We start from the raw sequence: 15,775 nt of genomic DNA on the forward strand, positions 1-15,775 counted from the left end.
TCCGGCGCAGGCGCGGGCAGCTCGGCGGTAGAGCCTTCGTCCCGTTCCAGTTCTGCTGCGTGGGATCGCGATCCGGCATCGCTACTACTTGAGACGAAGGGGCGATTGGTTCGTGACTCGGCTGTTCGGTACTGACGGAGTCCGGGGGGTCGCGGGCCGCGACCTGACCGCCGCGCTGGCGCTGGAGCTGTCCGTTGCCGCTGCGCGGGTGCTGCCCGGCGATGAGCGCCCCGCGGGCGAGCGTCCCAAGGCGGTCGTGGGCAGAGATCCCCGGGCCTCGGGCGAGTTCCTGGAGGCGGCTGTTGTCGCCGGGCTCGCGAGCGCGGGTGTGGACGTGGTGCGGCTGGGCGTGCTGCCGACGCCCGCTGTCGCCTTTCTCACCGGCGAGCTGGACGCCGACTTCGGGGTGATGCTTTCGGCCAGCCACAACCCGGCTCCCGATAACGGCATCAAGTTCTTCGGGCGCGGCGGGCACAAGCTGCCCGACGCCGTCGAGGACGAGATCGCCGCGGCGCTGGAGGAACCGGCAGAGGGTGCCGTGGGCGCGGCCGTGGGCCGGGTCAGCGACGCAGCCGACAGCGCCGAACGCTACATCCGGCACGTGGTCGAGACCCTGCCGCACCGGCTCGACGGCCTGCGGGTCGTGGTCGACTGCGCCAAGGGCGCCTCCGCAGCGGTCGCCCCCGAGGCGCTGCGCCGTGCGGGCGCCGAGGTCATCGCGATCCACGACGACCCCAACGGGCTGAACATCAACGAGGGCTGCGGGTCGACGCACCTGGACGACCTGCGCGCGGCCGTGAGCCACCACGGCGCCGACGCGGGCATCGCCCACGATGGCGACGCCGACCGCTGCCTGGCGGTGGCCGCCGACGGTTCGGTAGTCGACGGCGACCAGATCCTGGGCATCCTCGCCCTGGAACTGCACGAATCCGACCGGCTGGCCCAGGACACCCTGGTGGTCACGGTGATGTCCAACCTGGGCCTGAAACTGGCCATGCAAGCGGCAGGGATCACTGTGGTCGAGACCCCCGTTGGCGACCGCTATGTGCTGGAGGCCATGCGCGAGGGCGGGTTCTCGCTGGGCGGCGAGCAGTCCGGCCATGTGGTGATCACCAACCACGCCACTACCGGCGACGGCCTGCTGACCGGGCTGCACCTGCTCGGTGCGGTGAGCCGGCGCGGTCTCGCGCTGGACGAGTTGGCCAAGGTGATGACCAGGCTGCCGCAGGTGCTGATCAACGTGCGGGGCGTGGACAAGACCCGGGCGAAGTCCTCTGCGGCGCTGTCCGAGGCGGTGGCCCGCGCCGAGTCCGAGTTGGGCGACACCGGCCGGGTGCTGATCCGCCCCAGCGGGACCGAGCCGATGGTCCGCGTCATGGTCGAGGCCGCCGCCGAGGTCCACGCCAAAGAGGTCGCCGAGCGCTTGGCGGACGTGGTCCGCGCGGATCTGGCGATCAGCTAAGCACTGCAAGCAGGGCGGTAAACCGTCCGCTGGAACCGCGGACGGCCGCCAACAGGAACGGGGCGGATCGCGCGGGATGCGCGGTCCGCCCCGTTCCGTTCGTCCGGGTGCCGAGCGCCGGGTACCGGATCGGTCGCCCGGCTGTCGGCGGCCCTACTCGACGGTCACGCTTTTGGCCAGGTTGCGCGGCTGGTCGACGTCGTTGCCCTTGGCCAGAGCCAGCTCGCAGGCGAACACCTGCATCGGGATGGTCGAGACCACCGGCTGCAGCAGGGTCGGCACCGCCGGGATCTCGATCAGGTCGTCGGCGAAGGGGCGCACGGCTTCGTCGCCCTCGGCGGCGATGACGATGGTGCGTGCGCCGCGCGCGCGGATCTCCTGGATGTTGGACACGATCTTGTCGTGCAGCACCCCGCGCCCCTCGGGAGACGGCACCACCACGACAACCGGCAGCCCTTCCTCGATCAGCGCGATCGGCCCGTGCTTCAGCTCGCCGGCGGCAAAGGCCTCGGCGTGCATGTAGGCCAGCTCCTTGAGCTTGAGCGCCCCTTCGAGCGCCACGGGGTAGCCCACGTGGCGGCCGAGGAACAGCACGGTGTCCGAGCCCGCCAGCGACCGCGCCAGGTCGCGCACCGGCGAAACCGTGTCCAGCACCTTCTCGACCTGCTGGGGCATGTTGGCGAGCTGCTCGATGACGGCGTTGATCTCGTCGCCGAACTTGAGGCTGCGGGTCTGGGCCAGATACAGCCCGACCAGATAGCAGGCCACCAGCTGGGTGAGGAACGTCTTCGTGGCCGCCACGCCGACCTCGGGCCCGGCGTGGGTGTAGAGGACGCCGTCGGACTCGCGCGGGATGGTGGAGCCGTTGACGTTGCAGATGGCCAGCACGCGGGCGCGCTGCTCGCGGGCGTAGCGCACCGCCATGAGCGTGTCCATGCTCTCGCCCGACTGGGAGATCGCGATGACCATGGTCTGCCGGTTCAGGATGGGGTCGCGGTAGCGGAACTCGCTGGCGACCTCGACCTCGCAGGGGATGCGGCACCAGTGCTCGATCGCGTACTTGGCGATCAGGCCCGCGTGGTAGGAGGTGCCGCAGGCGATGACGACGATCTTCTCGATGTCGCGCAGTTCGGAGGGCGCCAGCCGCATCTCGTCCAGCATGAGCGTGCCGTCGACGCCGACGCGGCCCAGCAGGGTGTCGGCCACCGCCTGCGGCTGCTCGACGATCTCCTTGAGCATGAAGTACTCGTAGCCGCCCTTTTCGGCGGCCGAGGCGTCCCAGTCGACGTGGTACTCGCGCACCGGAGCGGGGTTGCCGTCGTAGTCGGTGATGGTCACCGAGTCGCGGCGGAGCTCGACCACCTGGTCCTGGCCCAGTTCGACGGCGTCGCGGGTGTGCGCGATGAAGGCGGCGACGTCGCTGGCGAGGAAGTTCTCGCCCTCGCCGCGGCCGACCACGAGCGGCGAGTTGCGCCGTGCCGCCACGACGAGGTCGGGGTCGCCGACGAACATCGCGACCAGCGTGAAGGCGCCGTCCAGCCGCCGGCAGACCGCGCGCATGGCCGCGGAGAGGTCCTCGTTCTGCTCCTTCAGTTCCTCGCCGAGCAGGTGGGCGACGACCTCGGTGTCGGTCTCGGAGCTGAACTTGCAGCCGCGCTCCTCCAGTTCCAGGCGCAGCGCGGTGAAGTTCTCGATGATGCCGTTGTGGATGACCGCCACCCGGTTGTCGTTGTCGACGTGGGGGTGGGCGTTGACGTCGTTGGGCGCACCGTGGGTCGCCCAGCGGGTGTGCCCGATACCGATCCCGTCGGCCGAGCGCGGGGTTTCGGCCAGGGCCGCCTTGAGGTTGGCGAGCTTGCCGGCGCGCTTCTCGGTATCCATCCGGCCATCGGCCAGGACGGCGATGCCCGCGGAGTCGTATCCGCGGTACTCCAACCTTTTGAGGCCGTCGACGACCACCTCAAGCGCCGGTTGCGGCCCGACGTAGCCAACGATTCCGCACATGAGGGCCAGCGTAACCAATGAACGGCGGCAACCCGACCACCCAGTCGCCATACCAATAAGAGTTTGCGCAGGTAAGGGTATAGACCATTGGCCGAATCCGTTAAGACCGCGCACGTCAGCGGGCCACGTGCCGCTCCGCGTACCGGACGGGTGCCGCCGAGTGAACGGCAGGAGAATTATCCCTCGTTGCGGGATTTTGCCGGTTGAGCCTGTCCGAGCGTGCAGCGCGGGTCAAGTTCCGGGCAAGAAACCCCCGCCTCCGCCCGCGTCGCCGTGTCCGTCCTTGGGTGCCCAACCGCTTTCCGTGAGCATCGGAACCCACCGATACTGCGGGGGCGGACATGCACAGGACGTTGGGAGCCGGAGCGATCCGTGCTGCCAGGGCGATGGCGGTGATCGTCGTGGTCGGCGGGTGGCCGCTCAGCGGCCAAGCCGCCGCGGGGACCGCCGGACAGGAGCGCCTCGGCGCGCCGGGAGCGGCTCAGGCGCCCGCGTTGGAAATCACCAAGTCGGCCGCACCCGATCCGATGGTCATCGGCGCCGAGGCCTCCTACACGGTGACCGTCACCAACAACGGCGACGAGACCGCCGAGGGCGTCACGGTGACAGACACCCTGGACCCGAACGTCGGCTTCGTCTCGTCCCCGGACTGCACCGCCGCCGGGCAGGTGGTGACCTGCGGCGGAGCCGGGACGTCCCTGGCGGCGGGTGACTCGCTCACCTACACGGTCAATGTGGCGGTGGACCCGGGCGTCGCCGACGGCACCAACGTGGTGAACCAGGCATCGGTCGATGCCGACAACGCCGCCGGTGCCTCCACGCAGCACATCGCGCAGACCCGGACCATGGCCGATGTGGAGGTCACCAAGACCGCCGATCCGGCCACGGTGAATCCCGACGGCAGCATCACGTACACGGTCGCCGTCACCAACCACGGCCCGTCCGAGGCCGCGGACGTGTTTGTGCAGGACCCCACGGACGGCAACCTGACGACCATCACCGCACTGCCGGAGCAGTGCCCGCCCAGCGGGCTCACCGTCACCTGCGACCTGGGCACCCTCCAGCCGGGGGAGACGGTCGAACTGGAGGTCACCGTCACGGTGAATCCGGACGTCGCGGCCGGAACCGAGATCGTGAACTGCGCGACCGTCTACACCGGCTCCCGTGAGTCCGACACGGGCAACAACCAGTCCTGCGCGAGTACCGACGTCGAGCCGCCGTCCCCGGCCGCAACCGATATCGAGGTGGAGAAGACGGGGCCGGCCACAGTGAGCCCGGACGGCACGATGACCTACACGGTGCGTATAACCAACAACGGGCCGGGGACGGCCGAGGACGTGCGCGCCGAGGACACGGTCGACTCCGACCACATCGAGGTCGATCAGCTTCCGGACGGATGCGAGGTGGCCGGGTCTGCGGTCGACTGCAACGCCGGCGACCTCGAAGCGGGTGAGGCGGCCGAACTCGTCTTCGTCGTGCGGGTGGACGGCGATGCCGAGCCGGGCACGATCATCAACAACTGCGCTGAGGCGAACACCGACACGGCGGAGAGCACGACCGGCAACAACGCGTCGTGCGTGCAGACGGAGGTCGAAGGGCCGTCCCCGACACCGTCTCCCACGCCGACACCGTCTCCCACGCCCACGCCCACGCCGACGCCGACGGACGACCCGTCACCCACCCCCACGCCGACCCCGACGGACGGCCCAGGACCCGGCCCGACCCCGACGGACGGGCCCGGCAACGGTGGGAACGGCCACGGCAACGGAGGTATCCCGGAGTTGCCGGTGACCGGGGCCGGCGTGGCCGTGCTCGGCGGTGCCGGCCTCCTGACCGCCGTCTGCGGGCTTTTCCTGTACTCCGTGTCCCGCGGTACCAAGGCCCGCTGAGGCCCGGGAAGCCCGGCGAACGACCGGAAGCCGTCCGGTGCCGTCCGGTGCCGTCCACTGCCGGACGGCGCCGGACGGGGGCGCTCCGGCGGTGGTGCGGCGGGCGGGTTCCCCGCTCCACCGCAGGCCCGTTGCAGCGGCGCTTCCGGTTCTCCCGTGGGGGAGGGCGCATTCGCGCAGTTGGCCTCGTCTAGTGTGGGCAGGCGTGGCTTCGACGAAGAACGGCTTTTCAACGCCGTATGTGGAACTCGACCGGTCGGCGTGGGCAGCGCTGCGCGACTCGACACCGCTGCCGCTGACCGAGAAGGACCTCGAAGTCCTGCGCGGCACGACCGATCCCACGTCGCTCGACGACGTGCGCGACATCTACCTGCCGCTGTCCCGGCTGCTCAACCTGTACGTCAGCGCGACCCGCCAGCGCCACGCGGCGGTGCGCGGCTTCCTCGGTGAGGGCGACCAGCCGATGCCGTTCGTCATCGGCGTGGCAGGCAGCGTCGCCGTCGGCAAGTCCACGACAGCCCGCCTGCTGCGCACCCTGCTGGCGCAGTGGCCCGACCACCCCAATGTCGAACTGGTCAGCACCGACAACTTCCTCTACCCCAACGCGGTCCTGCAAGAGCGGGGCATCATGAACCGCAAGGGGTTCCCGGAGAGCTACGACCGGCGGGCACTGGTCCGGTTCGTCTCAGAGATGAAGTCCGGCGCGCCGCGCATGGAAATCCCGGTCTACTCGCACTTGGCCTACGACCTGGTCCCCGGCGAAACCCAGGTGGTGCAGCGCCCGGACATCCTCATCGTCGAGGGCATCAACGTGCTGCAGCCGCCGCTGCCCGGCCGTCTCGCGGTCGCCGACTTCTTCGACTTCTCGATCTACGTCGACGCCAAGGCCGAGCACATCCGGTCGTGGTACCTGGACCGCTTCCAGGAGCTGCGGCGCACGGCCTTCGCCGATCCGCGCTCGTATTTCCATGCGATGGCCAGCGAAATGGACGAGCAGCAGGCCGTGGAGTTCGCGTCAGGCGTGTGGCGCAGCATCAACGAGGTCAACCTGGTCGAGAACATCCGGCCCACGCGCGGCAGGGCCACGCTCGTGCTGCACAAGGGTGCCGACCACACCATCCGGCGGGTGCGGCTGCGCAAGACCTGACCGGCGGCCGCGCCGGCCTGGAGCCGATCGGAGCCGGCCTGAGCCGGCCGGGTCCGACCCGCATCCGGCGGCTCCGGCCGGTGGTCAGCGGTCGGCGGGTCGGCGCCCGGTAGCCGCGGTCAGGCCGACTCCGAGCGCGTGCGCGACCGGTGCCCCATCGTCGCCGAGCACGCCGCAAAGGGGCCTTCGGGCGAGCGCAGCCGGTCCAGTGCAGGGTCGAGATGGTCGCGGTGCCACACCGCGGGGCCGGAAGGGCCCGACACCCGTGTGTCGGCCAGTTCCTCATAGGCCAGCCGCAGCGCGTGCAGCCGGCCGACCGCCTCGTGGTGTTCCCACCACACCGGGCACCAGGGCGCGGGGCCGGCCCCGCTGCTGCCGCCCTCAAGCGGGCCCGCGTACACCGGCACCAGAAAGTCGTTCACCCAGGTGACCAGCGCGGCCAGCTCGCCTTTGTAAGCGTCGCGCGACATGTTGAAAATGAACGGGGTCGGGCCGCCGTCCTCCTCCTGCGCGGGTTCGGGCGTTGCGGCCAGGTCGGTGAGCTGAGTCTGCAACCGGATGACGTCCGCGCCGAGCCGGTGCATGGCGTTCTGCAGGTGCGCCACGCGGTCGGAGAGTCCGTCCTCGGTCAGCCCGCCGTCAGTGGCGATGCGGTCGTCTGTGGAGGTCATGCGGCAAGTCCCGTGCTGCTGTCCGTGGCCGGGAGCGGCTCCCCCGGTCGAGTGGTCGGAGAGGGTCGGTTGCCGACACCCGGTTGCCGGCGCGTGCGGAGGCACCCCGGTGCGGTGATAAGGGCTGCATCCGACCGTATGCCACACCGGACGCCGACCGGTCCGAGCGGGGCCGTTCCGCGCTTCCGCGCCGCAGGCAACGGCCCCGCCTGGTTTCGGCAGGATTGCCGGAAATCTGGGAAAAAACTGGCAATCTATGGTGATTCGGCTGCTAAGGCGCTTCCCTGTGCGCGATCGCCGGTCATAGGTTTGTCGCGTCGGACCGCCGGTGGGGGGTGGGAACCCGGGGGCCGCGGCACGCCAAGGCTGCAATGCGCGAAGGAAAACTCCATGGACTACGTCCTCGTACACGGAACCACGCAATCGCCCCAGGGGTGGGAGCGACTTGCCGGTGCCCTGGCCCGGCGGGGCCACCGGGCGGTGCCGGTCGACTTGCTGCCCGGCGGTTCGGAACTCGACGCCGAGGGCTACGCGGAACTCGCCGCCGAGCAGGTTGCGGCGCAGACCGGCGAGCAGCCCGCGCCGTGGACGGCCGAGGACGAAGAGCGGGCCGAGCGCTCCGCCGGGCACCGCGCGGCGCCCGGCGCTCTGGGCGGCGCCGCCGAGAACCAGGGCGCGGGCGCCGCCCGAGGGCCCGTAGTTGTCGTGCACTCCGGCGCCGGCGCGCTGGCACCGGCCATCAGCACCCGGTTGGGCGCGAGCCGGGTGGTGTGGCTGGCGGCCTTCGTGCCGGACACCATCGGCAGCCGCAGCCTGCTCAGCGAGACCCGGGCATCGGCCGATGAGATGTTCAACCACGAATGGACCCGGCTGTCGGCCCCACCCACCGAGGACCCGGTGGCCGCGGGCTACTTCCTCTTCCACGACGGCGACCTGGCCACCCTGCGCTGGGGCCTGGAAACCGTCCGCCTGTTCGAGCCGGCCCGGATTTACACCGAACCGCCCCGCGCCCTGCCGCGCGGAGTCGCCTCCACCTACGTCCTACCGGTCCGCGACCGCACCCTGCGCCCGCAGTGGATGCGCACGGCAGCCGAGCTGCGCCTGAACATCAAGGCGATCGAAGTCGACGCGGGCCACTGCCCGCACGTCTCGGCCCCGGAAGAGGTCGCGGGGATCATCGCGGGGTAGGTGTTCGGCTTTCCCCGGTTCGCGGGGAGCCGTCATGCGGCCCACTGGAGTGCAGCGTGTGGAAAACCCGTCGCGCCGGTCCGCGTTCGATTACTTTGGGTGTCCGGTTCCGCAATCCGGATCAGGAGGCCGCCCATGGACATGGCCGACAGCGTCGACGAGTCCGAGCTTCCGCAGAACTGGTTCGGCGATCCCGATCCGCAGCGGCTGTTCTCGCCGTGGGACTGGCCGGTGCCGCCCCCCTGCGGGATCACCGCGCACGACCTCGACCTCATCCCCGGTCTGCCGCACCACGTCGAGCTCATCGACGGCGCCCTGGTCTTCGCCGGTCCGCAGAGCCTGTTCCACACCTGCGCGCTCACGGTGCTGCAGCGCGGGCTCGCGCAACAGGCGCCCGAGCGCCTGCGGGTCCTGCGCCGGATGAGCGTGATCCTTGCGCCGCGGCAACGCCCCAATCCCGACCTTGCGGTCGTCACCACCGCCGCCGACCGCGGGCTCGACCAGACGTACTACCCGGCCGATTCGGTCTCCCTGGTCGCCGAGGTCGTCTCGCCCGACTCCGAGATCCGCGACCGCGAACGCAAACCGCAGTTGTACGCACAGGCGGGCATTGCGCAATTCTGGCGGGTCGAGCGCGAGGGCGGCGATCCCGTCGTCCACGTCCACCGCCTCGACCCTGCCACCGGTTCCTACACGGCCACGGGCATACATCGCACGCGCCTAACCCTCGATGCGCCCTTCCACATCGATATCGACCTGCTGCAGACCCGGTTGGAGTGACACCGCCCCAAGCATCTGGCCCCCGTTCCCGGCGGGCCGGGTTTGTTGCGGGAGGTCGGTTGCGGCATGCTCGCGGGCAGGTGCGCCGGCTCCTGGCGCGCCCCCAGCCGATCCGGCTACGACCTCTGAGGAGGGCCCCGTGCGCAACGCACACTCCGTCGACACGGTGCGCAAGGCCGAAGGCGGGCTGATGGCCAGGCTGCCCGAGGGCACGTTGATGCAGCGGGCCGCCGCCGGGCTTGCGGCGGTGTGTGCGCGGGTCCTGCCGCGTACTTATGGGGCGCGGGTGGTGCTCCTGGTCGGCAGCGGCGACAACGGCGGCGACGCGCTGTACGCGGGCACATTGCTGGCGCGCCGCGGCGCATCGGTGCGGGCGGTGCTGGCGGGATCGCGGGTGCACGAGGGCGGGCTCGCCGCGCTGCGGCGCGCCGGCGGCCGGACCATCACCGCGCCGGGCGGCGCCGAGGGCATCGGCGACTCCGAGACCGCCGCCGAGATCGCATCGGCCGACCTGCTCGTCGACGGCCTGGTCGGCCTGGGCGGCAGCGGCGGTCTGCGCGAACCCCACGCCTCGGTCGCCGGGTTGGCCGGGGGAGCCGCGGCTCCGGTGGTCGCGGTCGACCTGCCCAGCGGTATCGACGCCGACACCGGGGCCGTCGACGGCGCGGCCGTGCGCGCCGATGTCACGGTCACCTTCGGCACCCACAAGCCCGGCCTGTTCGTCGACCCAGGCGCCGCCCGCGCGGGGGTGGTGGAACTCGTCGACATCGGGCTGGCAACGGAGCTGCCCGGCGCGGCCGTGGAATGCCCGCAGGCCGCGGACATCGCCGCGCTGCTGCCGCACCCCGGTGCCGAGTCCGACAAATACCGGCGGGGCGTGCTGGCCATGGCGGTCGGCTCGGACCGCTACCGGGGCGCGGCCGTGCTCGCCGTGGGCGGGGCCATGCGCACCGGGGTGGGCATGGTCCGCTACGCCGGTTCCGAGGGCGTTGCCGCCGAGGTGCTCAACCACTGGCCCGAGGCCGTGATTTCGGTCCTCGACCCGATGGACCCGCTCAGCCGGCTGCCCGGCAGGGTGGCCGCGTGGGTGGTGGGGCCCGGGCGCGGGCTGCACCTGATCGCCCAGGCCGAACTGGAGGCCGTCCTGGACTTTCCGGGCCCGGTGCTGTGCGACGCCGACGCGATCACCCTGGTCTCGAAGTCCCCGGCGCTGGTTCGCGAACGCTCGGCGCCCACCCTGCTCACTCCGCACGCCGGCGAGCTCGCGCGGCTGCTCCCGGGCACCGAGCGCGCTGACATCGAGGCGCGGCGGCTGTCCTATGCTGCCCGCGCCGCCGAGGAGTACGGGTGCACCGTGCTGCTGAAAGGTTCCACCACGGTCATCGCCGAACCCGGCCATCCCGCCATCGCCAACCCAACGGGCAGCGCGCTGCTGGCCACCGCGGGCACCGGCGACGTGCTTGCCGGCATCATCGGCGCCTTCCTGTCCGCAGGACTGACCCCGCGCGAGGCGGCCATGGCCGGTGCATACGTGCACGGCCTCGCGGCCCGCCGGGCCAATGGCGGCGCCGCGATCTCGGCGTCGGACCTCTTCGCGGCCCTGCCGGACGCCCTGTCGACCCTGCGCTGACGCCGGCCCGCCGGCTCCGCCCGCCGCACCCGCAGCCCGCAGCCCGCGGGCCGGTGGCCCGGTAGGCGGCCGGTTTCAGTGCGCGGACTTGGCGCGGGCGAGGCCGCGGGCGGCCATATCGGCGACAAAGGTGTCGCCCGGGTCGCGGCTGTCGTGCAGCAAGCCCAGTTCCGCTTCGCCGATCCAGCGGAACTCGGTGTGCTTGCCGGGCTCCAAGCGGGGCGCGGCAAGGTCGCCCGCGACACGTACCAGGTAGTCGGCCTCGTGGCGCTGCACACCGTCGCCGGGTGTCCACACCAGCCGATCGAGTTCGGCCAGGACGGCGGTCAGCCGCCACCCGGTCTCCTCGGCGATCTCGCGGCCGAGCGCAGCGGGCACGGATTCGCCGGGTTCGGCGTGCCCGCCGACCAGGTCCCAGCAGCCCGGGAAGAGCCGCCGGTCGGCCGAGCGGCGCTGCACGAACACGCGCCCTTCGCCATCGGTGATCACAGCGCCCGCCACCCACCGCTCGCCGTCGCGTACGACGGGAAAGCGGATGCCGGGGGCAACGCTGATGCCGTCTGCCGAGGCCAAGACTGCGTCCTTTCTTCGCAAAGCGGGTATTGAGGGTACTGCGGCCGCTGGAGCCGGCCGGGACGCGCAGGCGGGCCCGGTCCGGGCGGTACGAATCGTTCCTGCCCCTGGCCTCGCGACACGCAGTGGTGGTACACGTGAACAGTAGGCGATGGGGCCGATGCTAGGACGGGGTGGGGACAGCCGTGGCCCGAACAATGAGCGCCGAACCCCCCGGCGGCGGTCGTCGCCCCCGCGGCGGCCTGCCCTTTTGGCGCGGCTTGGCGCCCCGGGCACTGCGCCCGGTGCGCCCCTCCGGCAGCGGCGGCGTCCGCGGCAGATGGTTGACCGCCGCGGCAGCGGGCTGCCTGCTGCCATGGGGAGTGTGGGCCGTGGTCCGCCTCACCGGCATTGAGACCGGGTTTCCCGCGGTGGCGATGATCGCGTTCACCCCCTATGTCGCGGCGACCGCCGTGGTTCCGCTGGCGTTCGCGCTGCTGTCGCGGCGCGGGTGGGTGGCGCTTGCCGCCGGTGCGGCGGCGGTCGCCTTGGCGGCGAGCGTGCTGCCGCGCGGGCTGCCGGGGCCCGAGCCGAAGCCCGAACCGCGCGGGCCGCGGCTGACCGTCCTCTCCGCGAACCTTTACTACGGGCTTGCCGACCCCGATGCGCTGGTGCGGCTGGTGCGCGAGCACGGAGTCGACGTGCTCAGCGTGCAGGAGCTGACCCCGCAATCGGCCGATGCGCTCACCCGTTCGGGCCTGCGTGTGCTGCTGCCGCACGACGTGACGCACGCGGGCACCGGGCCGGTCGGCGGCGCGATCTACTCGGCGCACCCGCTTGAGGAGGTGGGCGGCACCGGGCGCAACGAGTACTTCGCCATGCCCCGCGCCCGGGTGCGGATTCCGGGTGCGCCGCCGCTGGAGGTGGTCTCGGCGCACGCCATGCCGCCGTCCGGCGTCGCCGCCATCCCCGGCTGGCAGGATTCGCTGCGCCGGCTGCCCGGCGCGCGACCGAACGGGGACCTGCGCATCCTCGCCGGCGACTTCAACGCGACACTGGACCACGCCGAACTGCGCGGGTTGCTGGAGACCGGCTACACCGATGCGGCCGACGCCGTGGGCACCGGCTGGCACGCGACGTGGCCCGCCGATGGTTCACTGCCCGGCACCGTGATCGACCACATCCTGGTCGACCACCGCGTGGCCGTGCACCGCACCTCGGTACACAGCCTGCCCGAAACCGACCACAACGCGGTCCTGGCCGAACTGACCGTGCCCGGAAGCTGAAACGGCCCGCCGGCCGGGGGCGGCGCGGCGCAGAAGAAGGAGGCGGTCGTGGCTGCAAGCGGCCTGCGGCGTTGCGTGCGGGCCCCGGTGGCCCCCCGGTGACCGGCGGCGGGGCTCCGGAGGTTCCGGAGTGGGCCTACGAACAAGTGGCGTTGAGCCCGCACAACCCCGACTGGGCGCGGTTCGCGTTGCGCGAAGCCGCCGAGCTCGCCCGCCTGCTGGAACCGTGGCTCGCCGAGGGCCATGCCGAGGTCGAGCACGTGGGCTCGACCGCCGTGCCCGGCCTTGCCGCCAAGCCGGTGCTGGACCTGATGGCGGCGGTGGAGGACCCCGACGCCGCGGTGTCCGGCGCCGGGGGCGCGCTCGCCGCAGCGGGCTGGGTGTACGTGCCGGTCGAGCTGGACGCGCGGCCGTGGCGGCGGTTCTTCGTCAAACCCGACTCCACCGGCCGCCACCGCCGCGCCCACCTGCATCTGCTCCGGCCGAATCACCACCGCTGGCACGACCAGCTCGTGTTCCGCGACGCGCTGCGCACCGATCCGGGCCTTGCCCGCGACTACGAACGCCTCAAGCGCCGCTTGGCTGCCGCCGGCGGACACGACCGCGAGTCCTACACCGAGGCCAAGGCCGCTTTCGTCCGTGAGGTGCTGGACCGCCTGCGGCGGTGAACGGCGGGGCCGCTGCACCGGCGCCGGCCGGACCGCTGCCGCCGGCGGCGCCGGTGCGGGGGCAATGCCCGGTGCAAGCGGCGATCTGGTGAACCGGGGCGGCGGAGCGGCGGCTCTCCGCGGTAGCGTGGTCGCTCGCTGCGCCACACCTTTGTGGCGGAGGCGAATCCTCGCGACATACCGGCACGGCGGTCTCGCGCCGGCCGGGACACCGCCGTAGGGGGCGTATGGACGAGCAGGCCATGATCACCCGCGATCTCGCGCTGCGGCTGTGCGCCAATGCAACAGAGTTCGACCAGGGTTGGACCGAGGCGGACGCCAAGATCGTCGTGCCGTTCACCGCGCCCCGCGACACCGCGCTGATCGACAACGTCGTCGCCGCCGGCCGCGCCCTGGGTGTCGAGCGCCTGCTGGTGTGCCGCACCCGCGCGGAGTTCGCCTACGAGCCGGTGACCGAGGTGGCCGCCGAGGCGGGCAGCGTTGTGCACGTCATCCGGGCGTGGGGCGACGAACCCACCGACGTCCTGGTGGCGGTGGAGGACCTGTCGGCGGCCGTTCTGGTCACGGCCACGACGCTGACCGTGGCGGCCGGTCCCGAGGACTTCCTGCGGCCGCTGGTCGGCGCCGACCTGGAGTCCGCCCGCGCCGCCTTCGCCGAGGAGGCCCGCGAGAGCCGCGACCCCGAGCTGCTGCGCGCCGCCCAGCTCTACAGCTGTCTGGAGCCCGGCGCTCGGCACGCCCGCAACCCGCGCGGGCCCGGTCCGGACCTGGCCGAGCGTGCGGCCGTGCGTGCGCGGGCGCTGCGCGAGAACTCCCCCGGCGCCGCCGCTGCGCTGGGAGCGCTGCGCGGCGGCTGGGGGTGGGCGATGCTCGCGGTGCTGCTGGCGGCCCCGCTGTTCGTGCCGGCGACTGCTGCCGCCGTGCCGGTCGCGGTCGGCATGCTCTGGCTGGTGGCGCAGTTGGCCTGGCTGTCGCGCTCCCGGACGGTGGCCTTCGCCACGCTGGTGCGGATGCTGCTGCTGGGCGCGGTGCTGCTGTGGCCGCTGGCCCTGCTGGAGGAGGTGCTGACCGCGTCGCTCGGGGCGGACCCGTGGGTCGCCCACACCTACATCGCGGTGTGGGTGGAGGAAGCGGGCAAACTGCTGCCGTTGCTGCTGCTCTGGCTGCCGGCCCGGCGCCGGTTCCGGCGGCTCGCGGCTGTGGACTACCTGTTGCTTGCGGGGGCTTCGGGCGCGGGTTTCCAGCTTGCCGAAACCCTGTTGCGTGCGCTGCCGGCATCCGGCCCCGGCGGGCCCGTGGCCCTGCCCGCGCCCGCTCTGCTCACCCTGCTGCCGGGAGGCGTTTCCATCCCGGAGGCCGGGGTGCACTTCTCCGGCCACGGGGTGCTGACGGCGCTGGTCGGTGCCGCTGTCGGTATCGCGGTGGTGGGCCGCCGCCGGTTCGGCGCGTGGCTGTGGCTGCTGCCGGTGGTGGCGCTGGGCCTGGCGGTGCTGCAGCACCTGATGTTCAACGCCGCCGTCGCCGAGATCGCGCTGGGTTCGGCGCTGGACCCGCATCCGGTCACCGCGGTGCTCTACGGCCTGACCGGCAGCGGGGCGGCCGACCGGTGGCTGCTGCTGGTGCTGCTGGTCTGCGCCGTGCTGCTGGATTACGGCACCGCGCGCAGCGCCGCCGACTCGACACCCCCGTTGCCCGGGCACCCTCCGCTGGCGGGGCTGCGCCGCCGCTCCTACGGCCGGGCGATCCGGCTGGGCGTTCGGGTGCCCGGCGACATCGCTCCGCTGTTCCGCCGTGCGGCGCTGGTGTGGGCGCGAGCGCCGCTGCATCTGGCCCGGACGGCGTCGGAAATTCTGCACGAGGCCGCCGTGCTGCTGGTCGCCGCGCGGCGCGGCCCCGCCGTTGCGGCGGTCGCGTGGCGGTTCGTGCGGGAGCGGCGCGCCTACGCCATGGGCGCGGCACGGGCCGGGGAGCGGCCCTGGCGCCGGTTCCCCACCCGCGATGAGCTGCGCGCTAGTGCGCAGCGGCTCGAAGACGCGTTCGCCCCGGCGGGTGCACCCGCCGGAGCCATCGGGATCGCGGGAGCCGCCGCGGCGGTCGCGGTGGCGGCGGTGCCGTACGCCGGGCAGGGGTGGCCGTTCGGGGGCGGTGCGGCGGACGCGGTCCCGCCCGCCTATGCGGCCGAGGCGGTGCGCCACGCAGCGGACTTTTTCGCTGCGCTGCCGCCGTCGCAGGCGCCGTGGGTGTGGGTGTGGTGCGCGGCCCTGCTCACGCTGCCCGCGGCGGGCTGGTCGGTGCCGCGCGAATACCCGGACGCCGCGGCGTTCCTGCGCGGTCCCACCCGCATGGCCGGGCGGGTGCTGGGCGTGTTGGCGCCGGGCCAGGTGCCCTATGCGGCGGTGGGGCTGGCCGGGTTGCTGCTGCCGCGCAGCGTGGACAGGCTGCTGCGGCGCCGCTGACACATGCCCGGGCGGGCCCTTTCGCGGCCGGCGGGCGTGTTC

General features: G+C 72.6%; 12 protein-coding genes. 9 read left to right on the plus strand and 3 right to left on the minus strand.

The genetic code is table 11. The features are described 5' to 3' along the window. Nucleotides 1-112: 112 nt before the first annotated feature. A complete protein-coding gene (gene glmM, locus ACYVD5_RS24995; RefSeq protein ID WP_461003585.1) occupies nucleotides 113-1,462 on the plus strand; it encodes a phosphoglucosamine mutase in 1,350 nt (449 codons plus the stop codon). 153 nt (nucleotides 1,463-1,615) lie between these two features. Here the strand turns inward: glmM and glmS are convergent, their stop codons facing one another. Further along, entirely contained in the window at nucleotides 1,616-3,466 is a 1,851-nt protein-coding gene (glmS, locus tag ACYVD5_RS25000; protein WP_461003586.1) for a glutamine--fructose-6-phosphate transaminase (isomerizing), read from the minus strand. Nucleotides 3,467-3,807: 341 nt separating this feature from the next. On the opposite strand from glmS, the gene ACYVD5_RS25005 reads away from it, so the two are divergent. Both ACYVD5_RS25005 and coaA read left to right on the plus strand, forming a co-directional pair. Next, complete coding sequence (locus ACYVD5_RS25005; protein WP_461003587.1) at nucleotides 3,808-5,355, plus strand: COG1361 S-layer family protein; 1,548 nt, start codon at nucleotides 3,808-3,810, stop codon at nucleotides 5,353-5,355. A 241-nt stretch (nucleotides 5,356-5,596) separates the two neighbouring features. Beyond that, a complete protein-coding gene (gene coaA, locus ACYVD5_RS25010) occupies nucleotides 5,597-6,502 on the plus strand; it encodes a type I pantothenate kinase (protein WP_461003614.1) in 906 nt (301 codons plus the stop codon). Nucleotides 6,503-6,621: 119 nt separating this feature from the next. On the opposite strand, the gene ACYVD5_RS25015 is transcribed toward coaA, so the two are convergent. Continuing rightward, nucleotides 6,622-7,173: a DUF4913 domain-containing protein gene (locus ACYVD5_RS25015; protein ID WP_461003588.1), complete on the minus strand. Its 552-nt coding sequence runs from the start codon at nucleotides 7,171-7,173 to the stop codon at nucleotides 6,622-6,624. Nucleotides 7,174-7,563: 390 nt separating this feature from the next. On the opposite strand from ACYVD5_RS25015, the gene ACYVD5_RS25020 reads away from it, so the two are divergent. From ACYVD5_RS25020 to ACYVD5_RS25030, 3 genes are all read left to right on the plus strand, one after another. Continuing rightward, nucleotides 7,564-8,361 carry an alpha/beta fold hydrolase gene (locus ACYVD5_RS25020; protein ID WP_461003589.1) on the plus strand — a complete coding sequence of 266 codons (798 nt, stop codon included), beginning with the start codon at nucleotides 7,564-7,566 and terminating at the stop codon, nucleotides 8,359-8,361. Nucleotides 8,362-8,496: 135 nt separating this feature from the next. Beyond that, nucleotides 8,497-9,141 (plus strand): Uma2 family endonuclease, encoded by a 645-nt coding sequence (locus ACYVD5_RS25025; RefSeq protein WP_461003590.1) that lies wholly within the window; start codon nucleotides 8,497-8,499, stop codon nucleotides 9,139-9,141. Nucleotides 9,142-9,280: 139 nt separating this feature from the next. Beyond that, nucleotides 9,281-10,771: an NAD(P)H-hydrate dehydratase gene (locus ACYVD5_RS25030; protein ID WP_461003591.1), complete on the plus strand. Its 1,491-nt coding sequence runs from the start codon at nucleotides 9,281-9,283 to the stop codon at nucleotides 10,769-10,771. Nucleotides 10,772-10,846: 75 nt separating this feature from the next. Here the strand turns inward: ACYVD5_RS25030 and ACYVD5_RS25035 are convergent, their stop codons facing one another. Then, a complete protein-coding gene (locus ACYVD5_RS25035) occupies nucleotides 10,847-11,344 on the minus strand; it encodes an NUDIX domain-containing protein (RefSeq protein ID WP_461003592.1) in 498 nt (165 codons plus the stop codon). Between the two features lie 371 nt (nucleotides 11,345-11,715). Here ACYVD5_RS25035 and ACYVD5_RS25040 point away from each other — a divergent pair, with 371 nt between their 5' ends. The 3 genes from ACYVD5_RS25040 to ACYVD5_RS25050 all read left to right on the plus strand — a co-directional run bounded on the left by ACYVD5_RS25040 (nucleotide 11,716) and on the right by ACYVD5_RS25050 (nucleotide 15,733). Further along, complete coding sequence (locus tag ACYVD5_RS25040) at nucleotides 11,716-12,609, plus strand: endonuclease/exonuclease/phosphatase family protein (RefSeq protein WP_461003593.1); 894 nt, start codon at nucleotides 11,716-11,718, stop codon at nucleotides 12,607-12,609. A gap of 152 nt (nucleotides 12,610-12,761) precedes the next feature. Next, on the plus strand, nucleotides 12,762-13,277 hold the full coding sequence (locus tag ACYVD5_RS25045) for a GrpB family protein (RefSeq protein ID WP_461003594.1): 516 nt from the start codon (nucleotides 12,762-12,764) through the stop codon (nucleotides 13,275-13,277). 227 nt (nucleotides 13,278-13,504) lie between these two features. After that, nucleotides 13,505-15,733 carry a PrsW family glutamic-type intramembrane protease gene (locus ACYVD5_RS25050; RefSeq protein WP_461003595.1) on the plus strand — a complete coding sequence of 743 codons (2,229 nt, stop codon included), beginning with the start codon at nucleotides 13,505-13,507 and terminating at the stop codon, nucleotides 15,731-15,733. The last annotated feature ends 42 nt before the right edge of the window (nucleotides 15,734-15,775 follow it).

It is taken from the genome of Streptomonospora sediminis (genome assembly GCF_054778995.1).

Excerpts from the sequence above, each read along its gene's own strand:
- glmS (WP_461003586.1), bottom strand. The coding sequence starts at position 3,466 with ATGTGCGGAATCGTTGGCTACGTCGGGCCGCAACCGGCGCTTGAGGTG.
- ACYVD5_RS25005 (WP_461003587.1), top strand. The coding sequence starts at position 3,808 with ATGCACAGGACGTTGGGAGCCGGAGCGATCCGTGCTGCCAGGGCGATG.
- ACYVD5_RS25015 (WP_461003588.1), bottom strand. The coding sequence starts at position 7,173 with ATGACCTCCACAGACGACCGCATCGCCACTGACGGCGGGCTGACCGAG.
- ACYVD5_RS25020 (WP_461003589.1), top strand. The coding sequence starts at position 7,564 with ATGGACTACGTCCTCGTACACGGAACCACGCAATCGCCCCAGGGGTGG.
- ACYVD5_RS25025 (WP_461003590.1), top strand. The coding sequence starts at position 8,497 with ATGGACATGGCCGACAGCGTCGACGAGTCCGAGCTTCCGCAGAACTGG.
- ACYVD5_RS25050 (WP_461003595.1), top strand. The coding sequence starts at position 13,505 with ATGGACGAGCAGGCCATGATCACCCGCGATCTCGCGCTGCGGCTGTGC.